This window comes from uncultured Rothia sp. (assembly GCF_916715725.1).
Taxonomy (GTDB): Bacteria; Actinomycetota; Actinomycetes; order Actinomycetales; family Micrococcaceae; genus Rothia.
The window spans coordinates 179,828-204,705 of record NZ_CAKAPD010000002.1 but is presented as its reverse complement, the minus strand read 5'-3'; the positions used below and the strand labels follow the sequence as shown (position 1 = coordinate 204,705).

Below are 24,878 nucleotides of genomic sequence, written 5' to 3'. Positions count from 1 at the left end.
AAGCCATGGGGACCCGGCACTTCTCGGTACGACGACTCTTTCCTCTGGCGCGTCACACGGTGCTGTTCAAACACACTGCCCCTAATCTTTACGATTATCGACTGAAAGTCTGCAAGATTGTCTACCAACCACGGTACTGAGGAAAAAAGCAACAGCGCATGGCGCCTCCTCATTAACTTTCTGCTTTACGTCTCTCCGGTCGCCCTGCTGACCACCGTCTTCCCCATGGTCACCCCGACCATTAACCGGTACAACCTCGATGGTGTACCCCTGATCCAGGTGATTCTGGCAGCGTCCATTACCGTTCCTTGGCTCAGCCAGGCTGCCTGCCTGCCCCTTTACCGTGCTATCCAGATGGAGCACAAGAAGATTGCGGACGCCCGCGAAGGCCTGCGTATTCACGCTGAAACCCTTGAGCACCAGCTCAAGCGCGCCGAAGCACGAGCCGTACGCGCACGCATGTCCGAACCGCAGTTCCAGGACATTACTGACCTGACCGCGTTCACCCGCAACTGGCTCTACCTCTTCTTCATGACCATGCCGCTGGTGCTGCTCTTCGCAATTCCGGTCGCCCTCGTCCTTCACTGGAGCCCGACTGCATTCGGTGCGTTCTTCGTCCTGGGCGTTCTCAACATTGCGTTCGCGCAGCTGCTGGTCATCCCGAACCTCGCGAAGAACCGCATCATCTGGTTCATCGCGTGGCTTGGCTACACTCTTGCCCTGTACTGCTACCCCATCATCTGGTTCCTGCCGCCGCTGGTTGGTTCGCTCATTCTGCTGGTGAGCCTTGGCAAGGACCTGGTGCACCTGCTGCACTTCGCGCGCATCCCGCTCAAGGACATTGCGCTCGACGCCCTGCGCGGCTTCTTCACCGGCTCCATCATCTGGGCCGATAAGTACATGCTCTTCCTGGTCACCGGCGGTGAAATCAATGTCGTGGCAATCTACCTGAGCCTGATCCCCTGCGTTATCGCCTACAACTACTTCTTCGTGGTGGAAGCAGACCGCGTCAACGCAAGCATCCAGCACCTGTGGACCATCTTCGACCGCCTGCCCTACAAGGGCGTTCAGGAGGAGTCCTCCAAGGCCCTGCGCACCTCCAACCGCGCTATCCGCAACTCCCTGCTGATTTACATCGCCAGCGCTATCGTCACCGGCATCCTGATGTTCATCTTCCTGCCGCAGTCCTACCCGCTGGCGCTCTCCGGCCTGGTCGTGGCGTTCCTCTTCGTTGCAGTGGCACTGCTGATTTACCAGATCGAGTACATGACCATGTACGTCACCGTGCAGCTGCTCTCCGCAGCGCACCTGGTGCTGCTCTTCATCTCCTTCATGATCCTGCCCAACGAGACCGGCTACCTGCCCATCATCGCGGGCGAGGCAGTGCTCGCCTTCGCCTGCTACCGCGTCTACCGTCAGGCGTGGGCAGCACCCGAGTACTCCCTCTTCTGGCGTCGAGCCCTCGCCTGGTAAGAACCGCACGGTCCGCGAAAGATACATACGACAATGACTGAACAGATGTACCGAAACCACTACGCGCCGCTGCAGCTTCCGGCTCCCGGCCCCCACTACAGCGACCCCGAATACCCGGACGTTGACGTCGCCATCATCATGGAATCCACCTACCCCTACCTCAAGGGTGGTGTGTCCGCGGTGGTGCACGATATTGTCTGCGAAAACCCGGATCTGACCTACGGCATTATTCACATCGCCTGGGATAAGAACTCCCCCCACGAAGACCTCTACGGCATGCCCGAGAACGTCAAGTGGGTCAAGGTGCTGTACCTGAGCCTGGAAGTCAACCGCGACGCCTTCGCGGAAGCCTGCGACCCCTCCGCACTGCGCATGAACTTTGCGGAGCGTCAGGCGCTCACCCAGCGCCTCATGGACGGATTCAGCGCCCTCATTGCAGGCGACGTGAACCCCCTCTGGAAGCTCTACGACGAGGGCATCAACCCCGCAACCCGCAGCTACAACCTCTTCGGCCTCTTCGGAACCCGTGAGTTCATGCAGGCGATTGCGGGTCTGGGCTTCTTCTCCGAGGTGCCCTTCGGGGAGCTCTTCTGGAAGGTGCGCGACTTCGTCTCCATCCTCTTTGCAATCCTGCACGAGCGGATGCCGCACGCCCGCGTCTACCACGCCCACACCACCGGCTACGCGGCACTCATCGCCGCCGCAGCCGCACGTGACCACGGCACCAGCTTCCTGCTGACCGAGCACAACCTGTACATTCGCGACACCGTGAACACCAAGCTCGAACGCAACATGGCGAAGCCCGTCACCACCGACTACGCCTTCCTCAACGAGGAGCGTGAGCACCCCGGCCTGGGCCCGGTCACCCTCGACGAGCGTGCCTGGTCCGTCTGGTTCGTCGAAATGGGACGCTTCTGCTACCCCAGCGCTGACATGGCAACCTACCTGTACCCCAAGGCTCTGGAAGAGGCACGCGGTATTGGTGCGCCCATCGACCAGATGAACGAGGGTGAGAAGGACCGCGCAATCATTCTGCCTAACGGTATGCTCATCGAGTCCGTGGCGGAAGCCTACTACGCCCGCCAGTCGGCGCGTGCCCGCATCCTCGCTGAGGGCCGCGGCCACGTGTGGCGCTTCGTGTTCATTGCCCGCGTGGTGCCCATTAAGGGCCTGACCGACCTGATTCGCTCCCTCGCGGTGCTGCGCGATCAGGGTCTGGTGAACTTCCACCTGGACGTGCTCGGCCCCAAGGACCACCTGCCCGAGTACTACGAACTGTGCCTGCGCACCATCGAAGAGCTCAACATGGGCGAGTACATCACCTTCCACGGCACCGTGAACGTGCGTGCGATGCTCGACCGCTTCGACCTGCTGCTCATGCCCAGCTACAATGAGGGTCAGCCGATTGTGGCGCTCGAGGCGATGGCTGCGTCCATCCCGCTGGTCAGCACCGACGTGGGCGGTATGTCCCAGCTCATCGACGATGTGCTGGTCGCCCCCGACGGCCACGAAATCGGTAACTGCGGTATCTTGACCATCCCCGGCGATATTCACGGCTTCGCGGCGGCGCTGCGCACCCTCATGGAGGAGCCCAGCATCTACGAACGCTACTGTGTGAACGCCTACGACCGTATCGTCAGCTTCTTCCAGCTGCGACTGGTCATGGACCGCTACAACACGATCTACCGCGAGCTGGGCAAGCTGCCCCCTCGCGCCCCCGAATTCGACCCGGAGTACGATGGCGAATAAACTCACCCGTTTGGGCGGACCCGGCAAATTTGGTGCCTGGGTCCGCTACGGTGGTAAGCCCATTACCCAGCAGCAGCTCGATTTTGCGGTCAAGAACTACTCTGTCGCAATCCTGCAGCCCTGGGAACTGGACGCGGCACGCTACCTGAAGAAGCGTGCACCTCAAATGGTGGTGCTGGCGTATAAGTGCCTGTCCTCCACCCGCTCTTATGAGCCCGGCCCGATCTATTCTTCGGGTGTGTCTTACCCGCTGGCGCAGTCGATGGCGAACTCCGGTAAGGATTTCTTCGCCCACCGCCTCAACGGCGACCGTATCGAGTGGAAGGGCTACCCCAAGCACTTCCAGATGCAGGTGTGGAACGCCGACTACCGTTGGCACTGGGTGGACGCTGTGGTGCGCGAAATGCGTAACTCACCCTTCGACGGGGTCATGGCGGATAACGACGTGGAGAACGACTACTACGGCCTGGACCTGCCCATCCAGGGCGTGGAGTCCATGACGAAGATTCGTGAGCACCTGGATTTTCTGGTCGCATATGCCGGTATTGAGCTGAATAAGATCGGCAAGATTCTGGTGCCCAATATTGCTGAGTCGCGTCTGCGTTACGGCAAATGGGAGCGTCACAGCGCCTACGGTGGCGGCTTCGAAGAAGTGTGGCTCGGCTGGGGTCCGAACGACTATCTAGCCTCGCCGTACGCCGTGATGCAGGGCCGTGAGATTGCGAACGGCTCGGCGGGCGATGTGAACCTGGGTACTACTTTTGCGGGTTTGGGTGGCCGTAGTGCCGCCTCGCAGAAGAAGGTGACGATTCTGCGTACCCCGCTCAGCGACCGCAAGGCTCCGATTACCGGCACGGATGAGAATTTCCTCTACGGTTTGGCGGGCTTCTGGGTGTTCGGTGGAGGTACCTTCACCGGCATCAGCGCAACCCATCACGATGCCTACGACGAGATTCCGCACGCCCCGGAGCTCTCCTACGACCTGGGGGATCCGGTTGGCGGTATTATCGCTCAGCAGACCGCTCAGACTCGTGCCTTTACTAGCGGCTGGGCTGCTCTGAACACCGGCTCGAAGGATGTGACCGTGAAGGTTCCCTCTAATCTGGTGGATGCGGCAAACCGCCCGGTGTCCTCGAGCTTCACGTTGCGGGCGCATCAGGGTGTGGTGTACCGCCGGCGGTAATTTGAAGGTCTCTTGTTACAGCGTATATACGGTGGTACTCTGTACCCTACCCGGGGTGGGAATACCGCCTATTCGTTTCCACATGGTGGAGAGCATACCTGAATAAAGTCCGTTTCATGTCAAGAAACGGGCTGATTCACAGCGTAGCAGCCCTGTACCGTGGAACAAGCGGCTGGAATACAGCCAACCGTTCTCGTGGTGTTGAGTTTAAGGAGTGAACTACAGTGAATATTCTTTTGATCGACGGCGGTAAAGCATTCGCCCACTCGGCGGGTCGCCTGAACCACACCCTGCATCAAATAGCCCGTGATACGTTATCGGCGCTCGGTCATAATGTGCGAGAAACTGTGATTGATGACGGGTACGATATTCAGCAGGAAGTAGAAAAATTCCAGTGGATGGATGCGGTCATCTGGCAGATGCCCGGTTGGTGGATGCACGAGCCGTGGACCGTGAAAAAATATATCGACGAGGTGTTTACCGCTGGCGCGGGCACCCTGTACACTAGTGATGGTCGCCACAGGGTTAGCCCCACTGAAGGATACGGCACGGGCGGTCTTCTTCAGGGGCGGAAGCATATGCTGTCGCTGACGTGGAACGCACCTCGCGAAGCTTTTACCCGAGAGGGCGACTTCTTCGAGGGACTCGGGGTAGATGCCCTCTATATGCACTTTCATAAGGCCCATGAGTTCATGGGGACTACCCAATTGCCCACCTTTATTTGCTATGACGTGATTAAAAATCCGCAGGTCGAACAGGATTTCGCTGACTATGCTGCCCACCTCAACGAGGTCTTCGGTCGGGCGTAAGGATTTAAGCCTGTATGCCTTCATAAGCATGTCTGAGGTGGATGCGGCGAACCGTCCCGTGCCCTCAAGCTTCACGCTGCGGGCGCATCAGGGTGTGGTGTACCGCCGCAAGGCGTAAATCGCCGCCTGCTGGCGTACTGCCAACCTATATAACCTCATAAACAAACCCACCGGCAATATAGCCAAATGGCTATATGTACCGGTGGGTTTGTTATATGTGTGCTAGATGAGCTGGGGTAGCTTACTTAGCGGGGTAGGAGGGCACGTCGTAGCCGCCCATGCGCTCCAGAACGCGAATCACCTGGCAGGAGTAACCGAACTCGTTGTCGTACCAGACGTAGACAATTGCGGAGTCATCGGTCACCACGGTAGCCAGCGAGTCCACAACACCTGCGGTGCGGGAACCCACGAAGTCGGTGGAAACAGCCTCGGGGGAATCCGAGTAGCCCACCTGGCGGCGCAGCTCGCCGTCAATGGACTCGCGGCGGAACAGCTCGTTCAGCTCCTCAGCGGAACCTGCGGGCTTGGTCAGCTTCACGTTCAGGATCGCCATGGAGACGTCCGGGGTGGGAACGCGGATCGCGTTACCGGTCAGCTTGCCTTCCAGCTGCGGCAGAGCCTTAGAAACAGCCTTAGCTGCACCGGTCTCGGTGATGACCATGTTCAGCACAGCGGAGCGACCGCGGCGGTCACCCTTGTGGAAGTTGTCGATCAGGTTCTGATCGTTGGTGAACGCGTGGACGGTCTCAACGTGGCCGCGCTCAACACCGTATGCGTCATCCAGAACCTTCAGTGCCGGAGTAATCGCGTTGGTGGTGCAGGATGCTGCGGAGAGGATCTTGTCCTCATCGGTGATGACGTTGTCGTTCACGCCGAACACGATGTTCTTCATGTCGCCCTTACCGGGAGCGGTCAGCAGAACACGAGAAATGCCGGGGCAGTTCAGGTGCTGCTCCAGGCCCGGAACGTCGCGCCAGCGGCCGGTGTTGTCCACCAGCAGAGCATCCTTGATGCCGTACTCGGTGTAGTCGACCGTGGTCGGGTCAGAGGAGTAAATGAAGCGAACCGGAACACCGTTAGCGATGATGGTGCTGTTCTCCTCGTCCACCTCAATAACGCCCTTGAAGGGGCCGTGAACCGAGTCGCGCTCCAGCAGGGACGCACGCTTGACCAGGTCCTTATCGCCGTTCTTACGCACCACAACAGCGCGCAGGTTCAGGCCAGAACCCAGCGGCGAGGAGGAGCGCTCCAGCAGAATACGAGCCAGCAGGCGACCAATACGACCGAAGCCGTACAGCACAACGTCCTGCTCCTTGGGCTGGTCGCCCTGGTGGTTCACGGAAGAACCCAGCTGCTCGGGCAGCCACATGGACAGCTCGGGGGAGCCAGCCTCGTGGTGTGCCTTGTGCAGAGCAGCAATGTTAATCGAGCACGCGCCCAGGTTCAGCTCAACCAGGGCGCGAACCAGCTCGAGAGAGTGCGCGGGGTTCAGAGGCGCACCATCAATGTGGGATACGAAATCGTGCAGCTTCAGCAGCTCAATGACAGACTTGTTGACCAGGCTGCGGCCGTGAATGCTCAGCACCACGCCGTTCTCGCGGTGCAGCTTACCAATGAGGGGGATCAGCTCCTCTGCGGTAGCCTCACGGTTAACCCAGGTAGCGGTTGCAGTCGTCACGTATGACCTTCTTCCTAACTTCGTCGTTGGAGGGTAGGCGCGACGATGCTGTCGCGTCAATACCGTGCCGGGCGTTAAGACCCGGCGTCGGTTTAAGTCTAACCCGTGTGAACCCCTTCAGAGCCTCAAAATTAGCGATATTGAGGCTAAAAGTCAGAAGAGACAGAAGGCAGTTTGTGAACCCACACGGTAAGCCAACACAAGCCCTCAGAAGGGAAAGCAAAACCACTTTAAATACCCACAAAAACACACGCCACGAGGGCACAAACATGAGTAGAATTGAAACCATGTTGACTGTAATCGGTGAAGCACTCGTAGACGTCGTCCACCAGCACGACGGAGAAACCCGCGCCTACCCCGGCGGATCGCCCATGAACGTAGCCGTCGGCGCGCGCCGCCTCGGCCACCCCACCAACTTCGTTGGCCACTACGGCCCCGACGCCTACGGCAAGAGCATTGACGCACACCTGGAAGCATCTCAGGTGACCCTGCCCTTCGAGCACAGTGCCGAGCGCACCTCCGTCGCCCAGGCAACCATCGGTGCCGACGGCGCAGCAGAGTATGAATTCGACATCACCTGGTCCCTCGACTCCGTCGCAGAGAAGCTTACCGAACTGGCACGCACCTCCGACGCGGTACACACCGGCTCCATCGCCGCCATGCTCGAGCCCGGCGCACACGTGGTCGCCGCAGCCTTCGAAGTCGCCCGCGACAGCGCCCTGCTCAGCTACGACCCGAACTGCCGCCCCACCCTCATCCACAACGTTGACGAGGGTCGCGCATGGGCTGAAAAGTTCGTCTCCCTCTCCACCGTCGTGAAGGCGTCCGACGAGGACCTGCAGTGGCTCTACCCCGATCGCTCCCTCGACGACACCGCCCACGCATGGCTCGACCTCGGCGCAGAGCTGATGGTCATCACCCGCGGCGAAGACGGCCCCATCGCCTTCACCAAGAAGTACCCCGAGGGCATCAGCCAGCCCGCACACCGCGTTGAGGTTGCGGACACCGTCGGTGCCGGCGACTCCCTCATGGCGGCACTTATCGCAGGTTTGCTCGACCGCGGCATTGCCGGTCCCGAGGCGCGCGCCAAGGTTGCCGCACTGACCGCAGAAGACATCGCCGACCTGCTGCGCTTCTCCGCAACCGCAGCCGGCATCACCGTCTCCCGCGCGGGCGCTAACCCGCCCACCCGCGAAGAACTCGACGCCGTACTCAACGGCTAAAAAATTCACGCCTCGCCGGCGGATAGCTCACTCTGTCCGCCGGCGTCGCCATATCCACCCGCACCCCAACGCTGAGGAGCACCATGACCAACATCGGCACCGCACCCCTGCCCCGCGAACCCTACGCGGGTCTGCCCGAACTGCCCGAATTTACCCTGACCTCCACCGACATTCAGGACGGCGGCACCGCCCCCGAATGGATGCGCTCCGCACTCTTCGGCATTGCCGGCGGTCAGGACCGCTCCCCGCAGCTGTCCTGGAGCGGATTCCCCGAAGGCACCAAGTCCTTCGTGCTGACCTGCTTCGACCCGGATGCGCCGGTCCCCAGCGGCTTCTGGCACTGGACCGTCTCCAACATTCCTGCCGAGGTGACCAGCATTGACACCGGCGCAGATGCGCCCGCCGGCGCCCTGACGCACCGCAACGACGCCGGCGTGGCGGGCTTCCTGGGTGCTGCGCCTCCGGCTGGTCACGGCCCGCACCGCTACATCTTCTGCGTCACCGCCGTAGACGTGGAGAAGCTCGACATTGACGAGAACGCCACCCCCGCCGTCGTGAACTTCAACCTGCTCGGCCACGGTCTGGGTCGCGCGTTCCTGACCGTCACCTACGCGGAACCGGCGGCATAGCGGCACGGCGGCACAGTCTCACCAGTCTAACGAGTCCCGCGCCTTGACCAGCCCTGCACCCTAACCAGCACCGATACACCCCACCACCGAAGGCATATCTGCATGATTAAACTCATCGCCAGCGACCTGGACGGCACCCTCATCGGGCACGACTTCCGATTCCGTCCGCGTACCTTGCGTGCCCTTGAGGCCGCCCGCGCCGCCGGAATCGACATCGTCTTCGTCACCGGCCGCCCGAGCCGCTGGCTCACGCCCCTGCGCGAGCAGACCGACTTCGACTCCTACGCCATCTGCTCCAACGGTGCCGTGGTGTACCACCTGGGTGCGAACGAGGTGGAAGAAGTCAATGGCGCTGATCCCGCGGTGATTGCCCGTACTCACGAGCTGCTGGAGCCCATGTTCCCCGACGCCACCTATACCCTCGAAACCGTGGACACCGTCTACATTCAGGGCCCGCACGACGGCGGCGAGGTACTTGAGGGCGCCCGCGTGGTGGAGGCGAAAATCGCCGAGGCGCTCGAACGTATCGGTTCAACTCCGGTCATTAAGTACCTGATTCGTGTGCCCGGCATGGACCCGGATATTCTGCAGGCGCGCGTGCATCAGGCGGTCGGTTCGTTGGTGTCGGTGACCCGCGGCGTGGTCGGTGAGCCGCTCGTCGAGATGGGCTCCAAGACCGTGAATAAGGGGCGGATTTTGGAGAAGTTCGCGGCACGCCACGGCATTGAGGCACACGAGGTGATGGCGTTTGGTGACATGCCGAATGACGCGGAGATGCTTTGCTGGGCGGGGGAGGGCTTCGCCATGGCGTCGGGTCAGCCGGCGCTCATTGCGAAGGTGGGGCGCACCTGCCCGCCCTTCCATGAGGACGGTGTGGCGCAGACGATTGAGGCGATGCTCGCCGAACGGTTCTAGGCGCCTAGCACTAGCTATCCAGCACTAGCGGCTGGGTGAGCCTCCGCAGACATAACTTAGACATAAACTTTTATGTCTACACATAAAAAATTTGAGTCTAGACATAAAAATTTATGTCTAGACTCAAATTTTTGTGTCTGATTTACATCTGATTTGTGTCTCAGTAGGGTGGCGGTTGTGTGTAACGTCCAGAAGACGCAAAAGCGGCCCGGATGGAAACCAATCCATCCGGGCCGCTTTTCTACAGCCTACGCCTCAGGAGCATCACTCCCAACGGGCGTAAGCGTATGGAGCTCTAGTGTCCCTCAGTGCTCTTCTCAGGGTCGAAGGGCTCCAGCGGGTCGCCAGCAGCCTTCGTGTACTTCGCGATGAAGGTCATCAGGTGGAAGATAATCAGGGTCGCAGCGGTACCCAGTGCAATACCGGCGAAGGACAGCTCACCGAAGGTCCAGGTGTAGTCCGCAATACCCACAATCAGCGCCACAGCGGCGGTGGTCAGGTTGATCTGGTTCGAGAAGTTCACTCGGTTCTCGCTCCAAATACGGGCACCGAGCATACCAATCATGCCGTACAGCACGGTTGCGGCACCGCCCAGAACACCCGCGGGAACGGTCGCAATTGCAGCACCGAATGCGGGGAACATGGACAGCGCAATCGCGAAGATAGCAGCCACCCAGTACGCCGCGGTGGAGTACACCTTGGTCGCAGCCATCACGCCGATGTTCTCAGCGTAGGTGGTGGTACCAGAACCGCCACCCATACCGGCGATGGTGGTTGCCAGGCCGTCCGCCATGAGGGCGCGGCCGGAGTAGTCGTCCAGGTTCTTGCCGCTCATCAGCGCAACAGACTTCACGTGGCCGATGTTCTCAGCCACCAGCACCAGGATCACGGGGATGAACAGGCCGGCGAGCTCCCAGTGGAACTCGGGGGTCTGGAACTGCGGCAGACCAACGATGCCCTGAGTCTCAACTGCCTTGTCAATCTTGGAGAAATCCACCTCGCCGCGAATCACGGCGGTAATGTAGCCGATGCCCACGCCCAGCAGGATGGACAGGCGACCAATGATGCCCTTGAACAGGACCGAAATCAGGATGATGGAGCACAGGGTCACCAGCGCGGTCACCGGTGCCACCATGAAGTTGTCCTTAGCGCTCTTCGCCAGGTTGAAGCCAATCAGCGCCACAATCGAACCGGTTACGACCGGGGGCATGAGCTTGGTCAGCCAGCCGGTGCCAGCGAACTGAACAATCAGACCGACCAGGAACAGCGCCACACCCGCCATGACGATACCGCCGAGGGCACCAGCTGGGCCGTGCGAGTTCATGGCAGCCGCCAGGGGCGCAATGAACGCAAACGAAGAACCCAGGTAGGAGGGGACGCGGCCGCGGGTAATCAGCAGGAACAGGACCGTGCCGATACCCGAGAAGAACAGGGTAGTTGCCGGAGGGAAGCCGGTAATGATCGGCACGAGGAAGGTTGCACCGAACATTGCGACCACGTGCTGTGCGCCGATGCCGATGGTAATTGGCCAGGCGAGGCGCTCGTTCGGGGCGACGAAGGAACCGGGCTTAATGCTTCGGCCGTCGCCGTGAACCGACCAGTCAAAGCCGAGAAGTTTAGAGATGCTCAAAGGGGAGCTCCTGAGGTGAATGTGGTGGTGTATAAAATTCCACATAATTCTACGCGTATACAGGCGTAGGTCACAGCTAAACGGCTATAAATATGAGCAGGGATACGTTAATTGGGGCGTATATTCCTTTATTGTGGGCGCGGTATCCCGTATATAGCCCAGAATGCATCAATACCCCGTATATGCGATTTAAGGCATATACGGGGTATTGATGCAAAGAGCGAATAAAAACACTCGCTACACACAGCTCATGAGCTTAGAGAGCGTCACGCAGGTTATCCAAGTGATCGTAACGTGCCAGCTCGTAACGCAGGTGACCCTCAGTCGGCGACTGAACCGGCAGGAACGACGCCTCACGCAGGCGACGAGCAGTCGGGGAATCAGCCACGTAACCGGCGCCTCCAACAACCTGCAGCTCAAAGTGAGTAGCAATAGTCGCGAAGTGCGAAACACCCAGACGCAGGCTCAGCAGGTCACGACGCTCAGCACGTTCCGGCTCAGACGCCAGGCGAATCAGTTCTTCACGCAGGCTCTGGTACTCAGTCAGAATCAGCGGGAACTCAGGGCGGAACACGCCCTGGGAGACGTCCAGGTGCTTAGCAGCCTCCTGCAGGGCACCAGCGGCAAGACCCAGGCAGAACGAGGACTGGACCAGCAGGAACGGTGCGGTCACATCGCGCAGGAATGCCTCAATGTTGTCGCTCAGAATGTCCTCGCTCGGAACGAAAACGTCCTCGAACTTCAGGGTGCCGGACTCGGTACCGTTCAACGCCAGCAGGTTGCGGTGGTAGGCAATGCTCAGGCCCTCGACGTCCTGGCGAACCGTCACGATGTAGCGGTCCGGGTGGCTCTCCGGGGCGTTCTGCACAGCCACCGGAAGAACAATCACACCGCCCGGGTACAGGTTCGACGCCCAGGAGATAGAACCGTTCAACTTCAGACCGCCCTCAACGAGGGTGCCCTCCACCTTGATCGGTGCCAGACCCGAAGCCTCCTTGTACGCTGCCGCCATGGCGGTGGTGCCGCTGACGGTAGCGTCCGCCAGGCCGGCGGGCAGTTCGCGACCCACAGCGTCAAAGAACGCAATGGTGGAGCGGTGAGCCCACAGGGAGAACGCCGTGGAGGCGTCCTCGGTGGCAAGGTCGAAAGCCACCGCAACCTGGGGTACCAGGGAACCGCCGTCGCGGCCCAGGGTAATCAGGCCGTCCTTAGCGATTTCGCGCAGGTTTTCGAAGGGGGAACGCTCGCCGCGGTCAACAGCATCTGCGTGGGTTCGGGCGAGTGCGAGCACCTGCTCGCGCTGGGGGTAATCGTAGAGGGGTTCGAGAGTGAACTCGGACATGGGGTTTCTCCTAAGCGGGGAGCATCGCGTCTATGCGTGCAGCTTGAACAGTCGGTCGATGGGGGTGCTGACGGCCTTGCGGGCGCGAACAACAGCTTCTTCGTCGGGTGCGTCGTAGAAGCAGAGGCACTTTGCGGTGTCTTCGCGAACGTAGGTGCGCAGGAAGGAAACCTCGGGTACTTCAGCGTACTTGGGGGCGTTTGCCTTCTTGCGGGTCAGGTACTGTTCCATAGTAATCTCTGCGGGGATGTCCCACTCAACCAGGTAGTCTGCGTCCTTCTTGAGCTTCTTGATGTCTTCGAGCTCTGCGCCGACCAGGCGGACTGCGTCGGGGCCTGCGACGGTTGCGCGCTCACCGATTGCTGCGGCGAGGTCGGGGCCGAATGCGGTGTTCTCGGATTCGACGATGACGAAGACGATCTTGTGGTCTGCGGAGACCTGGGTTTCGATGAGCTCGGCGCCGTTGGTCAGGGACGAGTTGACGGTCTCGATGAGTGCGGTTGCTTCGTCCTTGGACGGCTGTGCGGGGGTCAGTTCTACCAGGTAAAGTGCCATGATTTTCTCCTCGGCTAAGGGTTGAAGGGTCGTGCCGGAAGGTTTTCCGGCTCGTTCTGGATTCACCTTAGACCTGTGGTTGAGGGCTGTCTAGTAGATTTCTGTTCGTGGCTTAATGCGTCCCTTTTTGACCCTGTGTTTCGTCACGCGCGTTCATGCGGAGACATAAATCGTCACAGTTCCGCGCGCGGCAACCCGCCTACGGCCGCAGAATTTTCGCGCAGGTTATCGAACCCGATGGCGCATCTATCCGCGTCGTCCTGCTCGTGCCGCGAAGTCGTCGAGGGCGTGGTTGAGAGCGGGGACAGTCCACACTTTTTGCCCCTGAATTTTGACGCGCTCTTCACGCAGAATCTGTAGCTCCACCATGCGGTTGAGGAGGCGATACACACTAGCTCGGGACCCCCGCGTGTGCTCCTCCACCATGTGCGCAGTGAAGGCGGGCTCAGTGCAGCACAGGTCAGTGAGGGAACGCAGGAGAGGGGTTTTACGCTGGGCAATGGACAGCACCTCATCATGCAGGGTTTCAATGTCTTGCGCCAGGAGTTCTGCGTTGGTGATTGCCTTCTGCGCGGCGTCAATGAAGAGCTCGATGATGGGCTCAGCATCGCCTGCACGGTAGTCGGTGAGCGCCTGAATGTACCCATCGGTATCGTGCAACAGCCCGGAGGAGACGGGCAGAATCACGTGGCGAGTGACGCCGCGGGCGAGCAGGAGCGCGGAGATGAGGGCTCGTCCGGTTCTGCCGTTGCCGTCGGTGAAGGGATGAATCGTTTCAAATTGGGCGTGCGCGATAGCCGCCTGCGCGAGGGGGTCAATATCGCGGCGGTTCATGAAGGCTACAAGGTCTTCGAGAGCGGCAGGAACCCTCTCGTGATGCGGTGCCACATAGTCGGCGGTTACCGGCGAATCACCCTTAATCCACACCCACTGGGTGCGGAGTACACCGGAGTCCTGCTGCAGACCGCGGGTCAGTTCGCGGTGCATCGCTAGGATATTATCGACGCTAATATTTTCTGCGGTATTCAAGGCTGCACGCATGGCGTGAACATTGCGCGCCACCAGCTCGGCATTAACGCCGACCTTCGACCCGCTTGCACCCAGGACAGCCAGTGAGAGCCTGCGTGCGCTAACGGTGAGGTTTTCAATCTGCGAGCTGGAGGCGGATTCGCCGCGCAGAAGAACCGCGGAGAAGGGGATGCCGCCGATGTGGTGGAGCCGCTCATCGAAGCGGGTCATCGCGGTGGCGTTCTCTTGGAGGCGCACTCGCAGTGCGGGGCTGAGTTCGACGTTGAGTGCGGCAATGGAGGCGGGTACGGCGCTGGAGAAGGCGCCGGAGTTGCGGCGCGTTGCGCGGCGGGAGGCGAGGGCGTCCCGGTGAACCCAGGGGGCTTGCGGCTCCCATTCGAGGGCGGGCCAGGTGATGGCTGAGGGCATGGTTCCTCCTCCCTCCTCCTCTTCATCGGTGTCGTCTTGCTGGTCGTGCTTGGGGGTCTTAATAAGACAATACACCCCGATTTTCTTATTAAGGCGCTTAATAAGAAAATCAGCGCGGATTGTCTCATTAAGGAAAATGCCCCGAACGCCCCTAAACCCGCCCCTCCTGAACCTCCCCTCAATATTCCGGCGCTCCGACTGCCGGGAGCATACACCAGGGCATGCACCAGCGCATACAGCGAGGGCCCCGAATCCTTGGTAATTCAAGGATTCGGGGCCCTTAGCCTATATGCACTCACCTATACGCTCACGCCGCCTGAAAACAGCGAGTCAGCAGCCTAGACAAGCAACTTTGCGGTTACTTCACGCCGCGCATCATCTTCTGAACCGGCTTGTGCACCAGGAACAGCAGAATACCGGTCGCGATGGTGATAATACCCATCCAGGTGAAGTAGGGAACTTCAGTCTCCATGGTGTAGAACGGAGCCAGCCAACCCGACAGTACGGTACCCATTGCCACGGAGGTGAAGTACAGTGCCATCATGTTCACGCGGTGCGCCTTCGGTGCGAGCTTGGTCGCCAGCGAAATACCCACCGGCGAAATAATCAGCTCAGCGATAGTGCAGACGAACAGAATCAGCACGATCCAGCCGACGTTCACGCTCTGAACGCCCGCCTGAGCGAGGAAGATCCAGAACGCCAGACCAATAATGATCAGCGCTGCGGAGAACTTCAGGGTGGTGACCGGCTGGCGGTCACCCCACTTGGTCCACAGGGCGGAGAACATCATGCCGAAGATAATGATGAAAATCGGGTTGATGGAGTTGACCAGGTTCGGGCTCAGCTCCATGCCCAGAATATTCCAGTTAAGACGCTCATCCGAGTACACTGCCATCACGGTGAACTGCTGCTGGTACAGCGCCCAGAACACGGCGTTTGCAATCCACAGGGGAATGAACGCGGTGACGCGGGAACGCTCATCAGCGGTGACGTCCTTAGCGCTCAGCAGCTGAGCGAACAGGGCGATAGCACCGATGAAGATGAAGCCCATGACCCAGTTCTTGAGGTTGTCTGCGGTCATCAGGCCGGTCGCCAGCAGAATACCGAGAATAACCACGATACCGACCAATGCCAGGAAGAAGTTACGCTTCTGAGCGGCGGTGAAGGGGGTGCCCACGTGGTGTACGGAGGCGGGCAGGTTCTTGCGGGTCAGCGAGTACTGGATCAGGCCTGCAGCCATACCAACAGCAGCCAGACCGAAGCCGAGGTGGAAACCGCCGGTGCTCCAGCCCCAACCGGTCAGGATCGGGCCAAGCAGTGCGCCGGTGTTCACGCCGATGTAGAAGATGGTGAAGCCTGCGTCGCGGCGGTGGTCGTCGTCCGAGTAGAGGGAGCCGACCAGCACGGATGCGTTACTCTTCAGACCACCGGAGCCGATAGCGACCAGCAGCAGACCAATCACCACACCCGGCACGCCGGGGATGAGGGAGAGGGAGATGTGGCCCGCCATAATGCCGATAGCGGAGTAGAAGAGGGTACGCTCGGGGCCGAGGAGGCGGTCACCGAGAATACCGCCAAGAATTGCCATGAGGTACACGATTGCACCGTACGCACCGATAACGCCGGTGGCGAGGGTCTGGTCGAGACCCAGGCCGCCCTTGTCGGCGGTGTAGTACAGGTAGTAGATCATGATGCCCTGCATGCCGTAGAAGGAGAAGCGCTCCCACATTTCTACGGTGAACAGGTTCGCGAGCATGCGCGGGTGGCCGAAGAAGGTCTTGGTTTCCTTGGGTTCGGCACCTGTGATGGTGTGAGACATGGTGGAAAATCTTTTCTGTGCAAGTCCGGAATTCTATGTGACCCGGGCAATATGTATTTAAGTCTATACCCTTATGGGTGCATATGTATACATGAATGTGCTTGTATTACGGATGGTTACTTTATATGTAGTGCATGAAAAACCATTTCGATTTTTTCGTATGCACCACGTCCGAATCTCACAAACCCCCAAATACCGGGCTAGATGCGCCCCGCACCCCCAACACGCTAGAGTGGAACCACAACTATGCCCACCCGGCACCCCGCCGTGCCGATCGGCTCATTTTTAATCATTTCAAAGGAGAACCCCATGACCGCTGTACCCCAGGTCGACCCCCGCGATGTTCCCGCAGGCGCAACCATCATCGACGTGCGTGAAGACTACGAGTGGGAGGGCGGCCACGCGACCGGCGCAAAGCACATCACCCTTGGCACCCTCACCGAACGTCTGGCTGAGCTGCCCGCACCCGGTGAAGACTTCTACGTCATCTGCCACGGTGGCGGCCGCTCCAACCGCGCGGCAACTTTCCTGCGCGAACACGGCTACGCCGCGCACAACATTGCTGGCGGCACCAGTGCGTGGTTCGCTGCCGGCCTGCCGATGACCAGCGAAAACGGCGAAGCACCCGCAGTCGTTCACTAAACCGCCAGTTCGTCTGCACGCCATACAATGGAGTCCGTGACTGAAACTTCCGCGGACTGTATTTTTTCTACCCCGAACGCTCCCGCTTCTGCCTCCCCGCATGCCCTGCCGAGTATTCTGCAGAGCATCCCGTGGGATGCGCAGACGCGGGAGCTTGCCGTGCGCCCGCTTCCTTTCGCGGTGAACTGCGAGGACGCGTACCCGTTGCTGACCGGTGGTGCCGAGTATTCCTTCTGGCTGGATTCGGCGCGTGAAGAGTCGCCCATGTCGGTTGCCTCGTATGTGGGTGTGGTTCCGGCGCAGCTGTCTCCTCTGCGCGTGGATTCGGCGCGTGTGGCGGCTGAATCTGGCGCGGAAGACCCCTTCGCCCAGCTGGAGGCGGCGCTCGCCTGCGCACCGCGCGTGCACCCGGATGCCGCGGCGGCGACCGGTCTGCCCGCGGGTTTGCGTGGCGGTTATGTGGGCTATTTCGGCTATGAGGCGCGTGCCGCCATGGGCTTGGAGCACGGCCACCCGGTGCCGGGTTACCTACCGGCGTATGAGGCGCCGACCCCGGATTCTCTGTGGTTGCCGGCGGTCCGCTACCTGGTGCATGAGCATGCCCGCCCGGGTGGTGCGGCGCGTAGCTGGCTGGTGGGGGACGAGTCGTGGTGTGAGGCGGCGGAGCGGCTGCTGAGCACGGTGCTGGCTCCGGCGCTGAGCGCGGTGGGGGAGAGTGCCTCAGATAATGCCCCCGTAAATACCCCCGTAAATAATCCCGGCAATGCCCCTGAGCTTGCCGAGCCTCTGCTCTTCCCGGCACCCGCCGCGGAAGCCTACATGGACGCCGTCCGCGCTAGTCAGCACGAAATCTACGAGGGTAACAGCTACGAGGTGTGCCTGACCGCACAGACGAACGCGCGCATCCAGAATCCGAGCCCGGAGCTTTTCTTTGAGCTGTACCGCCACCAGCGCGCCCACAATGCGGCACCCTATGCGGCGTACCTGCGGTGCGGTGATTTTTCGGTGCTTTCTTCCTCGCCGGAGCGTTTTTTGAGTGTGGATGAGCAGCGTAACGCTCAGACGAAGCCGATTAAGGGCACGATTGCTCGCGGTGCCACCCCGGAAGAAGATGAGGCTGCCGCAGCCTGGTTGCGTACCGATGAGAAGACCCGCGCCGAGAACCTCATGATCGTGGATCTGTTGCGTAATGACCTGTCCACGGTGTCTGACCCGGCGTCCGTGCGCGTGCCGGTGCTCATGGGTGTGGAGAGCTACTCGACGGTGCATCAGCTGGTGTCTACGGTCAGTTCGCGTCTGCGTGAGGGCGTGAGCGCGGTGGCTGCCGCGCGGGCGTGCTTCCCGGGCGGTTCGATGACTGGTGCTCCGAAGCCCTCGACCATGCAGATTATTGAGGGTCTGGAGGGTCGCGCTCGCGGCGTGTATTCGGGTGCTTTGGGCTTTGTTTCGGCGGATGGTTCAGCGAACCTGTCGATTGTGATTCGCACGCTTGTGGCGCACGATGACGGCGCGGTGACTCTTGCTGCCGGTGGTGCGGTGGTTGCCGATTCGGATCCTGCTGCCGAGTATGAGGAGATGCTGACGAAGCTGCATGCCGCGTTGCCGCCGTCGGTGGGTCGCGTGGTGGAATAGCCTAGCGCTGGAATAGCACAGGGAATAGCCTGCGCCGCCTGGACGTGAGCCGCTACACTGGAACTATGACTAAGCTTTCTGAAAACCTCCCCATTGAAGAAGCCCGTGAACGCCTGCGCCAGCTGATTATTGAGCTGGCTGTGGTGCGCGGGCACGTGGTCCTCGCCTCCGGCAAGGAAGCCGACTACTACGTTGACCTGCGCCGCATCACCCTGCACCACGAGGCTTCTCGCCTGGTCGGTCAGGTCATGCTGGACCTGCTGGATAAGAACGGCATCGAGTTTGAGGCTGCTGGCGGCCTGACCATGGGTGCTGACCCGGTGGGTACCGCGATTATGCGTGCTGCTGGTGATCAGGACCGTGCGATTGACGCGTTTGTGGTGCGTAAGGCTCAGAAGTCTTACGGCATGGGCCGTCAGGTGGAGGGCCCCAGCGTTGAGGGTCGCCGCGTGGTTGCTGTGGAGGACACCTCCACTACCGGTGGTTCGGCGCTGACTGCTGTCGAGGCGCTGCGTAAGGCTGGCGCTGAGGTTGTGGCGGTTGCTGTGATTGTTGACCGTGCGACCGGCGCTAAGGAGCATGTGGAAGAGGTTGCGGGTGTTCCGTGCCTGTACGCGTACTCGAAGGATGAGCTGGGTCTGGACTAGTCTCTACTAGGCTGGATTCTTAGGATCTCGTGATTTTTTAGACGTTCCGCTGCGGCGGGTGAACCCGTGCCGCTGGCTACTGTGTGTGGCTGGTGGTGCGGGTTTTTGTCTGTAAGATGGCTCTGTGGGCGCCGGTGTGGCGCTGGTTGTTGGCGTGAAGGTGGTTGTGATGGTTGAGAATCGTGATGCGGCTGAGGCTGTGCCTGCTGAGGCGGCTGTGGCTGAAGCTGTTGAGGGTACTGAGCAGGGTACTGCCCGTTTTGAGGTGGGTGTGGGCCCGTGGGAGGGCCCGTGGCCTGAGGGCGACCATTGGGATGAGGAGCTGCTGCGTGAGGGCGACCGCCGTAACGTGGTGGATAAGTACCGTTACTGGTCGATGGACGCGATTATTGCTGACCTGGATACGCGCCGCCATGATTTTCATGTGGCGATTGAGAATTGGCAGCATGACCTGAATATTGGCACGGTGGTGCGTACTGCGAATGCGATGTTGGCGAAGGAGGTCCATATTATTGGGCGTCGCCGTTGGAATCGTCGTGGTGCGATGGTGACGGATCGTTATCAGCATGTGCGTCATCATCCGACGATTGAGGATTTTGTGGCGTGGGCGCAGGGTGAGGGTCTGGAGATTATTGGTATTGATATTTTTCCGGATTCGGTGCCGCTGGAGACGTATGATCTGCCGAAGAAGTGTGTGCTGGTTTTTGGTCAGGAGGGCCCGGGCTTGTCGGAGGAATTGCATGCGGCGGCTAGGGATACTCTGTCGATTGAGCAGTTTGGGTCGACGCGTTCGATGAATGCGGCGACGGCTGCGGGTATTGCGATGCATGCGTGGGTTCGCCGCCATGTGTTTGGTCAGATTCCGTCGTAGTTTGGCGGCTGTTTATGAGGTGTTTAAAGGTTCCGATGCGTTGTGTGCGCGTCGGAACCTTTTTATTGGGGCTTTTTATTGGGGTATTGGGTGATTTTTTGTTAGAGTAGGGTGTTGAGTTTTTCACATGAATGTGGGTACCCACGGGGTTTGATGCGTTGTTTGTGGTGGGGTTGTGTGATGTTATCTGGATTTTTTGTCTTGTAAATGTAGTAAATAATATTTGAATATATCTAAAGCGGGTAAATCACACATTATCACATAAGTGATTTAGGTCACTAAATAAATTTCCTAGGTGTGTTAGTGTTAATTCAAGTCACAGGGAATATGAGAATCGCACTCTCAATTTCAGTTTGGGGCATGCGAGATTTCCTGGCTTCGGCTCGCTAATGGTTGCGGGTTGTGGGTATGAATGACCGCGGCGTCATTCTTTTGAAAGGAGATTCTGATGAGGATCTTTAATAAGTCTCTTGCTGTTGCGGCCTGTGTGGCTGCGGTGACTTTCGGTGCGGTAGCACCTCCGGCACATGCGGGTGTTACTTTCTATTCGGACGCAAATTTCCTTGGGTCCCGCATGTACACCTGGACTAACCCTCATCTGGGATGGATGAGCGACCGTGCATCTTCATTGCATTCTGATGGGTGCCGGTGGCGCTATTACGAAGACAGCTACTATGCGGGTCGCAGGTTTGAATCTTCTTCCGACCTCAACTATCTTCGGGGTCTAAGCCATGCGGGTCTCCATTGGGGTGAGACCTGGGATGACCGAATTAGCTCCGTTATGTATGTGTATTGCTAAGTGAATGGTGCTAGAGAGACAAGATGCTTTCCAGCTTTAAGTTTCTCGTCCACTCTGAAAGGAGGGTGTGATCTTGCATAAAAGTAGTGCATTCACAATCACTGCCCTAGCAGGCGCGCTTTTGCTATCTTCATGTGCTCAGGGAGGTGCCTCAAATTCTGAATATAAAGCCAAGCTCGATTACCCGAATAATTTGATTACTCTTCCCCTGGATGAGTATGACTATGACGATGCGTCAAGGGCTGTAATTAGTGAGGCGACCGCCCGTATCCTGCAAATATGTTACGTAGCTAAGGGATACTCTGATGCTGTCCCTGCGTTCTCTGGTGATCAGAACAGCAATATATATGGTGCCTGGAATGTTGAATATGCCAAGAAGTATGGATATTTCAATGAAGAAAAGGCTCGAGAGGGCGCGCAGACGGCAGAGAAAATACCGGCAGATATTAGGCAGCAATGTCGTAAAGAAAATGCCAATCAGCTGAAAGAAATTGAATACGAGAATGACAATGACTCTTTCGCTTACCGGCTTAGACAGGAAGCCTACGCGAGTGCGAAAAGTAATCCGGAATGGAATAAAGTTCGCTCTGAATGGTGGAGCTGCCTAGAGAGCAATGGGCTAACACCACGCAAGGGTGACCATGAGTGGACTAGTCAAGAGACGTTCAATATTGACCTAAGTTCTAAGAGTGAGGAGGAAAAAACTCAAGAAGCGATTCGCCTCGCAACGGTTGAAGCGGAATGTAACCAGAAGGTGGGTATGGCTCAGCGTCTGGGTGATATTGAGGCGTCCTATCAGGGGCCTCTCATTGAGAAGAATCAGGCGCAGCTCAACCAATTGAAAGAAGAGAAAGAAAAGCATGTGGCGAAGGCGCGTGAAATTATCGCCACTAGTCAATAACACATTCTGTTTGAACTGAACAGTACAACTAATAATTGTGATGGAGGAGCCCAATGTTTGTGGGCTCCTCCTGACTTTCCTGGTTGAAAGGAGTCGGTAACAATGAAGGAATTTGCTGCTCTGTTCGTCTGCTTTGCTTTTAAAGAGTGTTATGCGAAAAAAGGATGCGATTTTGAAATTCTAGAAAATGGCTGGGTTTCTGGCGATGCTTCCCAGTATGGCTCCTGGAATGTGAAGCATGTGTGCGCGTCGGAACCTTTTTTATTGGGGATTGGGTGATTTTTTGTTAGAGTAGGGTGTTGAGTTTTTCACATGAATGTGGGTACCCACGGGGTTTGATGCGTTGTTTGTGGTGGGGTTGTGTGATGTTATCTGGATTTTTTGTCTTGTAAATGTAGTAAATAATATTTGAATATATCTAAAGCGGGTAAATCACACATTATCACATAAGTGATTTAGGTCACTAAATAAATTTCCTAGGTGTGTTAGTGTTAATTCAAGTCACAGGGAATATGAGAATCGCACTCTCAATTTCAGTTTGGGGCATGCGAGATTTCCTGGCTTCGGCTCGCTAATGGTTGCGGGTTGTGGGTATGAATGACCGCGGCGTCATTCTTTTGAAAGGAGATTCTGATGAGGATCTTTAATAAGTCTCTTGCTGTTGCGGCCTGTGTGGCTGCGGTGACTTTCGGTGCGGTAGCACCTCCGGCACATGCGGGTGTTACTTTCTATTCGGATGCCAATTTCCTTGGGTCCCGTATGCGCACTGAGGGGACGACCCATTTGGATTGGATGAGTGACCGTGCATCTTCATTGCATTCTGATGGGTGTCGGTGGCACTATTACGAAGACATTAATCACAGGGGTCGAAATTTTGAATCTTCTTCCGACCTCAACTATCTGCGGGGTCTAAGCCATGCGGGTCTCCATTGGGGCGAGACTTGGGATGATCGTATTAGTTCTGTTCACAAGGTAAACTGCCGCTGGTAATTGTGATGGAGGAGCCCAATGTTTGTGGGCTCCTCCTGACTTTCCCGATTGAAAGGAGTTGGTAACAATGAAGAAATCTGCTGCTCTGTTCGCCTGCTTTGCTTTAGCTTTAAGTTCCTGTGCCGCTGCGCCTAAGGACACTAGCCTCAAAGCCCAGCTGGATTTTGAAAATAACTATATTACTCTTCCGCTCGACGAATACGATATGAGTGACCAGGCCGAAGATATAACATATAGGGCGTATTTGTTGATTCTTAAAGAGTGCTATGCGAAAAAAGGATACGATTTTGAAATTCTAGAAAACGGCTTGGTTTCTGGCAACGCCTCCCAGTACGGCTCCTGGAACGTGAAGCATGCGGCGAATCATTTTACGTCCACCCAAGTCAGAGATGAGCAGGAAAGGATTTATGAGAGCATCCCTGAAGACGTCAGGGCCAGCTGCCGCGAAGAGCATCGGGAAGAACTGGATATGCTCTATTTTGATGTGGCTGATGAGGAAAAGTACCGCCCCGTCGAGCGTATCCGTAGTGAAGCGTACATGCGTGCGCAGGGTGACCCTGAATGGAAGAAAGCCCGCTCAGATTGGTGGGACTGTCAGCGTGAGAAAGGGTTGACTCCTCGCACTGGGGACGGTGAATGGACGAGCAAAGAAACGGCCAATCTGAATGCTGATGATCCCAAAGTGTTGGAGGAGGTTATCCGCCTGGCGACCATTGAAGCTCAATGTAGCGAGAAGGTGAGGCTGGCTCAGCGTTTGGGTGATCTTGAGGCGTCCTATCAGGGTCCTTTGATTGAGAAGAATCAGGCGTTGCTGAATGAATTGAAGGCCTATCGTGATGCGAAGATAGCGAAGGCGCGTGAAATCATCGCCACCCACCAGTAGATATCAGCAACAAGCAGATAGCAGCCCTTGGGATAATTGGGGTAACTCCGTTCAATGCTACAACGAAGTATGGAGGAGGAAAAGCCTATGCGTAAGGCCCTCTCTGCGGTAACAATATTCTGCCTGCTGGGGGCGTGCGTGTCCTGCTCCAACAGCGCCGAGCGGGACACCTCACGAAAAGCTGTTCTCGATTATTCAAAGAACTATATACATCTTCCACTGGACGAGTATGCCTTCGATGAACTAACAGTCCGTACGGTGAGCACGGCGTGGCATACGCTCATGTCCGAATGCTACGCGCACCACGGGCAGTCCTACGCTGTGCCCTCAATAGACACCCCGCAACCGGGAGGCCTATACGGCAACTGGAACGTTGAGTACGCCAAAAAGTACGGGTATTCCCATAAGGAATCCCGAGGCCCAGAAGATTCAGCAGCGGACGACATTAACGCCCAGTGCCAAGAAGAGGTGAAAACCGTATTCTCTGATGTCGAACTGGACGAAAAAGAATACCGGTTCGTAGGAGAGCTAAACTCACAGGCATACACCTATGCCTCTCAAACCGATGAGTGGAAAAATATCCGCTCAGAATGGTGGACCTGCCTGCGTGAACGCGGGCTAACCCCCAGGGAAGGAGAAGGCGACTGGATGTCCGAAGAAAGCGCACATCTCATGACCTCTTCCCAAGGCAACGAAGAAGCTAAGCCGGAAGAAATTCGCCTCGCAACCATCGAAGCCGAATGTAATCAGAAGGTGGGTATGGCTCAGCGCCTGGGCGATATTGAGGCGTCCTATCAGGGGCCTCTGATTGAGAAGAACCAGGCGAAGCTCAACCAGCTGAAAGAGGAGAAAGAAAAGCATGTGGCGAAGGCGCGTGAAATTATAGCCACCCACCAGTAGCCACACCCACTGAAGGGCAGAACAGGTGAACCGCCCGCGGGCTGCCCATACGAAATCCGCCCATAAGAAAATCCGCGCACAAGGATCTGTGCATAAGAAAATCGCGCAAGAAGGAGCCGGGGAGTGTCACCACTCCCCGGCCCTCACTTTATTCACTCTCAACCTCGCAGC

Annotated in this window: 22 protein-coding genes; 16 read left to right on the top strand and 6 right to left on the bottom strand. The window is 58.1% G+C overall.

Going from position 1 to position 24,878, the window contains the following annotated elements; genetic code table 11:
* Nucleotides 1-117: 117 nt before the first annotated feature.
* The 4 genes from QZ822_RS02790 (at nucleotide 118) to QZ822_RS02775 (ending at nucleotide 5,214) form a co-directional block, all read left to right on the top strand.
* Nucleotides 118-1,473, top strand: coding sequence for a hypothetical protein (locus tag QZ822_RS02790; protein WP_294642420.1), 1,356 nt, complete (start codon nucleotides 118-120; stop codon nucleotides 1,471-1,473).
* Between the two features lie 33 nt (nucleotides 1,474-1,506).
* Nucleotides 1,507-3,222: a GT4 family glycosyltransferase PelF gene (gene pelF / locus QZ822_RS02785; protein WP_049357506.1), complete on the top strand. Its 1,716-nt coding sequence runs from the start codon at nucleotides 1,507-1,509 to the stop codon at nucleotides 3,220-3,222.
* Nucleotides 3,212-4,405, top strand: coding sequence for a putative glycoside hydrolase family 15 protein (locus tag QZ822_RS02780; RefSeq protein ID WP_294642417.1), 1,194 nt, complete (start codon nucleotides 3,212-3,214; stop codon nucleotides 4,403-4,405). Before pelF ends, QZ822_RS02780 begins: the two co-directional genes overlap by 11 nt.
* A 224-nt stretch (nucleotides 4,406-4,629) precedes the next feature.
* On the top strand, nucleotides 4,630-5,214 hold the full coding sequence (locus QZ822_RS02775; RefSeq protein WP_070832410.1) for an NAD(P)H-dependent oxidoreductase: 585 nt from the start codon (nucleotides 4,630-4,632) through the stop codon (nucleotides 5,212-5,214).
* Nucleotides 5,215-5,455: 241 nt separating this feature from the next.
* Here QZ822_RS02775 and QZ822_RS02770 read toward each other — a convergent pair whose 3' ends face one another.
* Nucleotides 5,456-6,892 carry a glyceraldehyde-3-phosphate dehydrogenase gene (locus tag QZ822_RS02770; RefSeq protein ID WP_049345935.1) on the bottom strand — a complete coding sequence of 479 codons (1,437 nt, stop codon included), beginning with the start codon at nucleotides 6,890-6,892 and terminating at the stop codon, nucleotides 5,456-5,458.
* A 287-nt stretch (nucleotides 6,893-7,179) separates the two neighbouring features.
* On the opposite strand from QZ822_RS02770, the gene QZ822_RS02765 reads away from it, so the two are divergent.
* From QZ822_RS02765 to QZ822_RS02755, 3 genes are all read left to right on the top strand, one after another.
* The gene (locus QZ822_RS02765) at nucleotides 7,180-8,115 is read left to right on the top strand and encodes a carbohydrate kinase (protein WP_294642414.1); all 936 of its coding nucleotides are present in this window, start codon (nucleotides 7,180-7,182) and stop codon (nucleotides 8,113-8,115) included.
* 83 nt (nucleotides 8,116-8,198) lie between these two features.
* Nucleotides 8,199-8,744: a YbhB/YbcL family Raf kinase inhibitor-like protein gene (locus QZ822_RS02760; protein ID WP_294642412.1), complete on the top strand. Its 546-nt coding sequence runs from the start codon at nucleotides 8,199-8,201 to the stop codon at nucleotides 8,742-8,744.
* 102 nt (nucleotides 8,745-8,846) lie between these two features.
* Entirely contained in the window at nucleotides 8,847-9,659 is an 813-nt protein-coding gene (locus tag QZ822_RS02755) for an HAD family hydrolase (protein WP_294642410.1), read from the top strand.
* Nucleotides 9,660-9,954: 295 nt separating this feature from the next.
* On the opposite strand, the gene QZ822_RS02750 is transcribed toward QZ822_RS02755, so the two are convergent.
* From QZ822_RS02750 to QZ822_RS02730, 5 genes are all read right to left on the bottom strand, one after another.
* Nucleotides 9,955-11,334, bottom strand: a complete 1,380-nt coding sequence (locus QZ822_RS02750; RefSeq protein ID WP_294642408.1) for a uracil-xanthine permease family protein — start codon at nucleotides 11,332-11,334, stop codon at nucleotides 9,955-9,957.
* A 211-nt stretch (nucleotides 11,335-11,545) separates the two neighbouring features.
* Entirely contained in the window at nucleotides 11,546-12,631 is a 1,086-nt protein-coding gene (locus tag QZ822_RS02745) for an acyl-CoA dehydrogenase family protein (RefSeq protein ID WP_294642405.1), read from the bottom strand.
* A 30-nt stretch (nucleotides 12,632-12,661) separates the two neighbouring features.
* Entirely contained in the window at nucleotides 12,662-13,186 is a 525-nt protein-coding gene (locus QZ822_RS02740) for a DUF4242 domain-containing protein (RefSeq protein WP_005504223.1), read from the bottom strand.
* Nucleotides 13,187-13,432: 246 nt separating this feature from the next.
* Nucleotides 13,433-14,698 (bottom strand): Fic family protein, encoded by a 1,266-nt coding sequence (locus QZ822_RS02735; RefSeq protein ID WP_294642403.1) that lies wholly within the window; start codon nucleotides 14,696-14,698, stop codon nucleotides 13,433-13,435.
* Between the two features lie 283 nt (nucleotides 14,699-14,981).
* On the bottom strand, nucleotides 14,982-16,442 hold the full coding sequence (locus QZ822_RS02730; protein ID WP_294642401.1) for a peptide MFS transporter: 1,461 nt from the start codon (nucleotides 16,440-16,442) through the stop codon (nucleotides 14,982-14,984).
* Between the two features lie 309 nt (nucleotides 16,443-16,751).
* Here QZ822_RS02730 and QZ822_RS02725 point away from each other — a divergent pair, with 309 nt between their 5' ends.
* From QZ822_RS02725 to QZ822_RS02690, 9 genes are all read left to right on the top strand, one after another.
* Complete coding sequence (locus QZ822_RS02725) at nucleotides 16,752-17,084, top strand: rhodanese-like domain-containing protein (RefSeq protein WP_279754440.1); 333 nt, start codon at nucleotides 16,752-16,754, stop codon at nucleotides 17,082-17,084.
* A gap of 27 nt (nucleotides 17,085-17,111) precedes the next feature.
* Nucleotides 17,112-18,716 (top strand): anthranilate synthase component I family protein, encoded by a 1,605-nt coding sequence (locus tag QZ822_RS02720; protein ID WP_294642399.1) that lies wholly within the window; start codon nucleotides 17,112-17,114, stop codon nucleotides 18,714-18,716.
* A 65-nt stretch (nucleotides 18,717-18,781) separates the two neighbouring features.
* Nucleotides 18,782-19,363, top strand: a complete 582-nt coding sequence (gene pyrE / locus QZ822_RS02715) for an orotate phosphoribosyltransferase (protein ID WP_219100370.1) — start codon at nucleotides 18,782-18,784, stop codon at nucleotides 19,361-19,363.
* Between the two features lie 124 nt (nucleotides 19,364-19,487).
* Nucleotides 19,488-20,234 carry an RNA methyltransferase gene (locus QZ822_RS02710; protein WP_294642397.1) on the top strand — a complete coding sequence of 249 codons (747 nt, stop codon included), beginning with the start codon at nucleotides 19,488-19,490 and terminating at the stop codon, nucleotides 20,232-20,234.
* Nucleotides 20,235-21,100: 866 nt separating this feature from the next.
* Complete coding sequence (locus QZ822_RS02705; protein ID WP_294642395.1) at nucleotides 21,101-21,934, top strand: hypothetical protein; 834 nt, start codon at nucleotides 21,101-21,103, stop codon at nucleotides 21,932-21,934.
* A gap of 102 nt (nucleotides 21,935-22,036) precedes the next feature.
* Nucleotides 22,037-22,213, top strand: a complete 177-nt coding sequence (locus QZ822_RS02700; RefSeq protein ID WP_294642393.1) for a hypothetical protein — start codon at nucleotides 22,037-22,039, stop codon at nucleotides 22,211-22,213.
* A gap of 354 nt (nucleotides 22,214-22,567) precedes the next feature.
* Nucleotides 22,568-22,924 carry a peptidase inhibitor family I36 protein gene (locus QZ822_RS08885; protein WP_367118625.1) on the top strand — a complete coding sequence of 119 codons (357 nt, stop codon included), beginning with the start codon at nucleotides 22,568-22,570 and terminating at the stop codon, nucleotides 22,922-22,924.
* Between the two features lie 67 nt (nucleotides 22,925-22,991).
* Nucleotides 22,992-23,807, top strand: coding sequence for a hypothetical protein (locus QZ822_RS02695; protein ID WP_294642391.1), 816 nt, complete (start codon nucleotides 22,992-22,994; stop codon nucleotides 23,805-23,807).
* 87 nt (nucleotides 23,808-23,894) lie between these two features.
* Nucleotides 23,895-24,707 carry a hypothetical protein gene (locus tag QZ822_RS02690; protein ID WP_294642390.1) on the top strand — a complete coding sequence of 271 codons (813 nt, stop codon included), beginning with the start codon at nucleotides 23,895-23,897 and terminating at the stop codon, nucleotides 24,705-24,707.
* The last annotated feature ends 171 nt before the right edge of the window (nucleotides 24,708-24,878 follow it).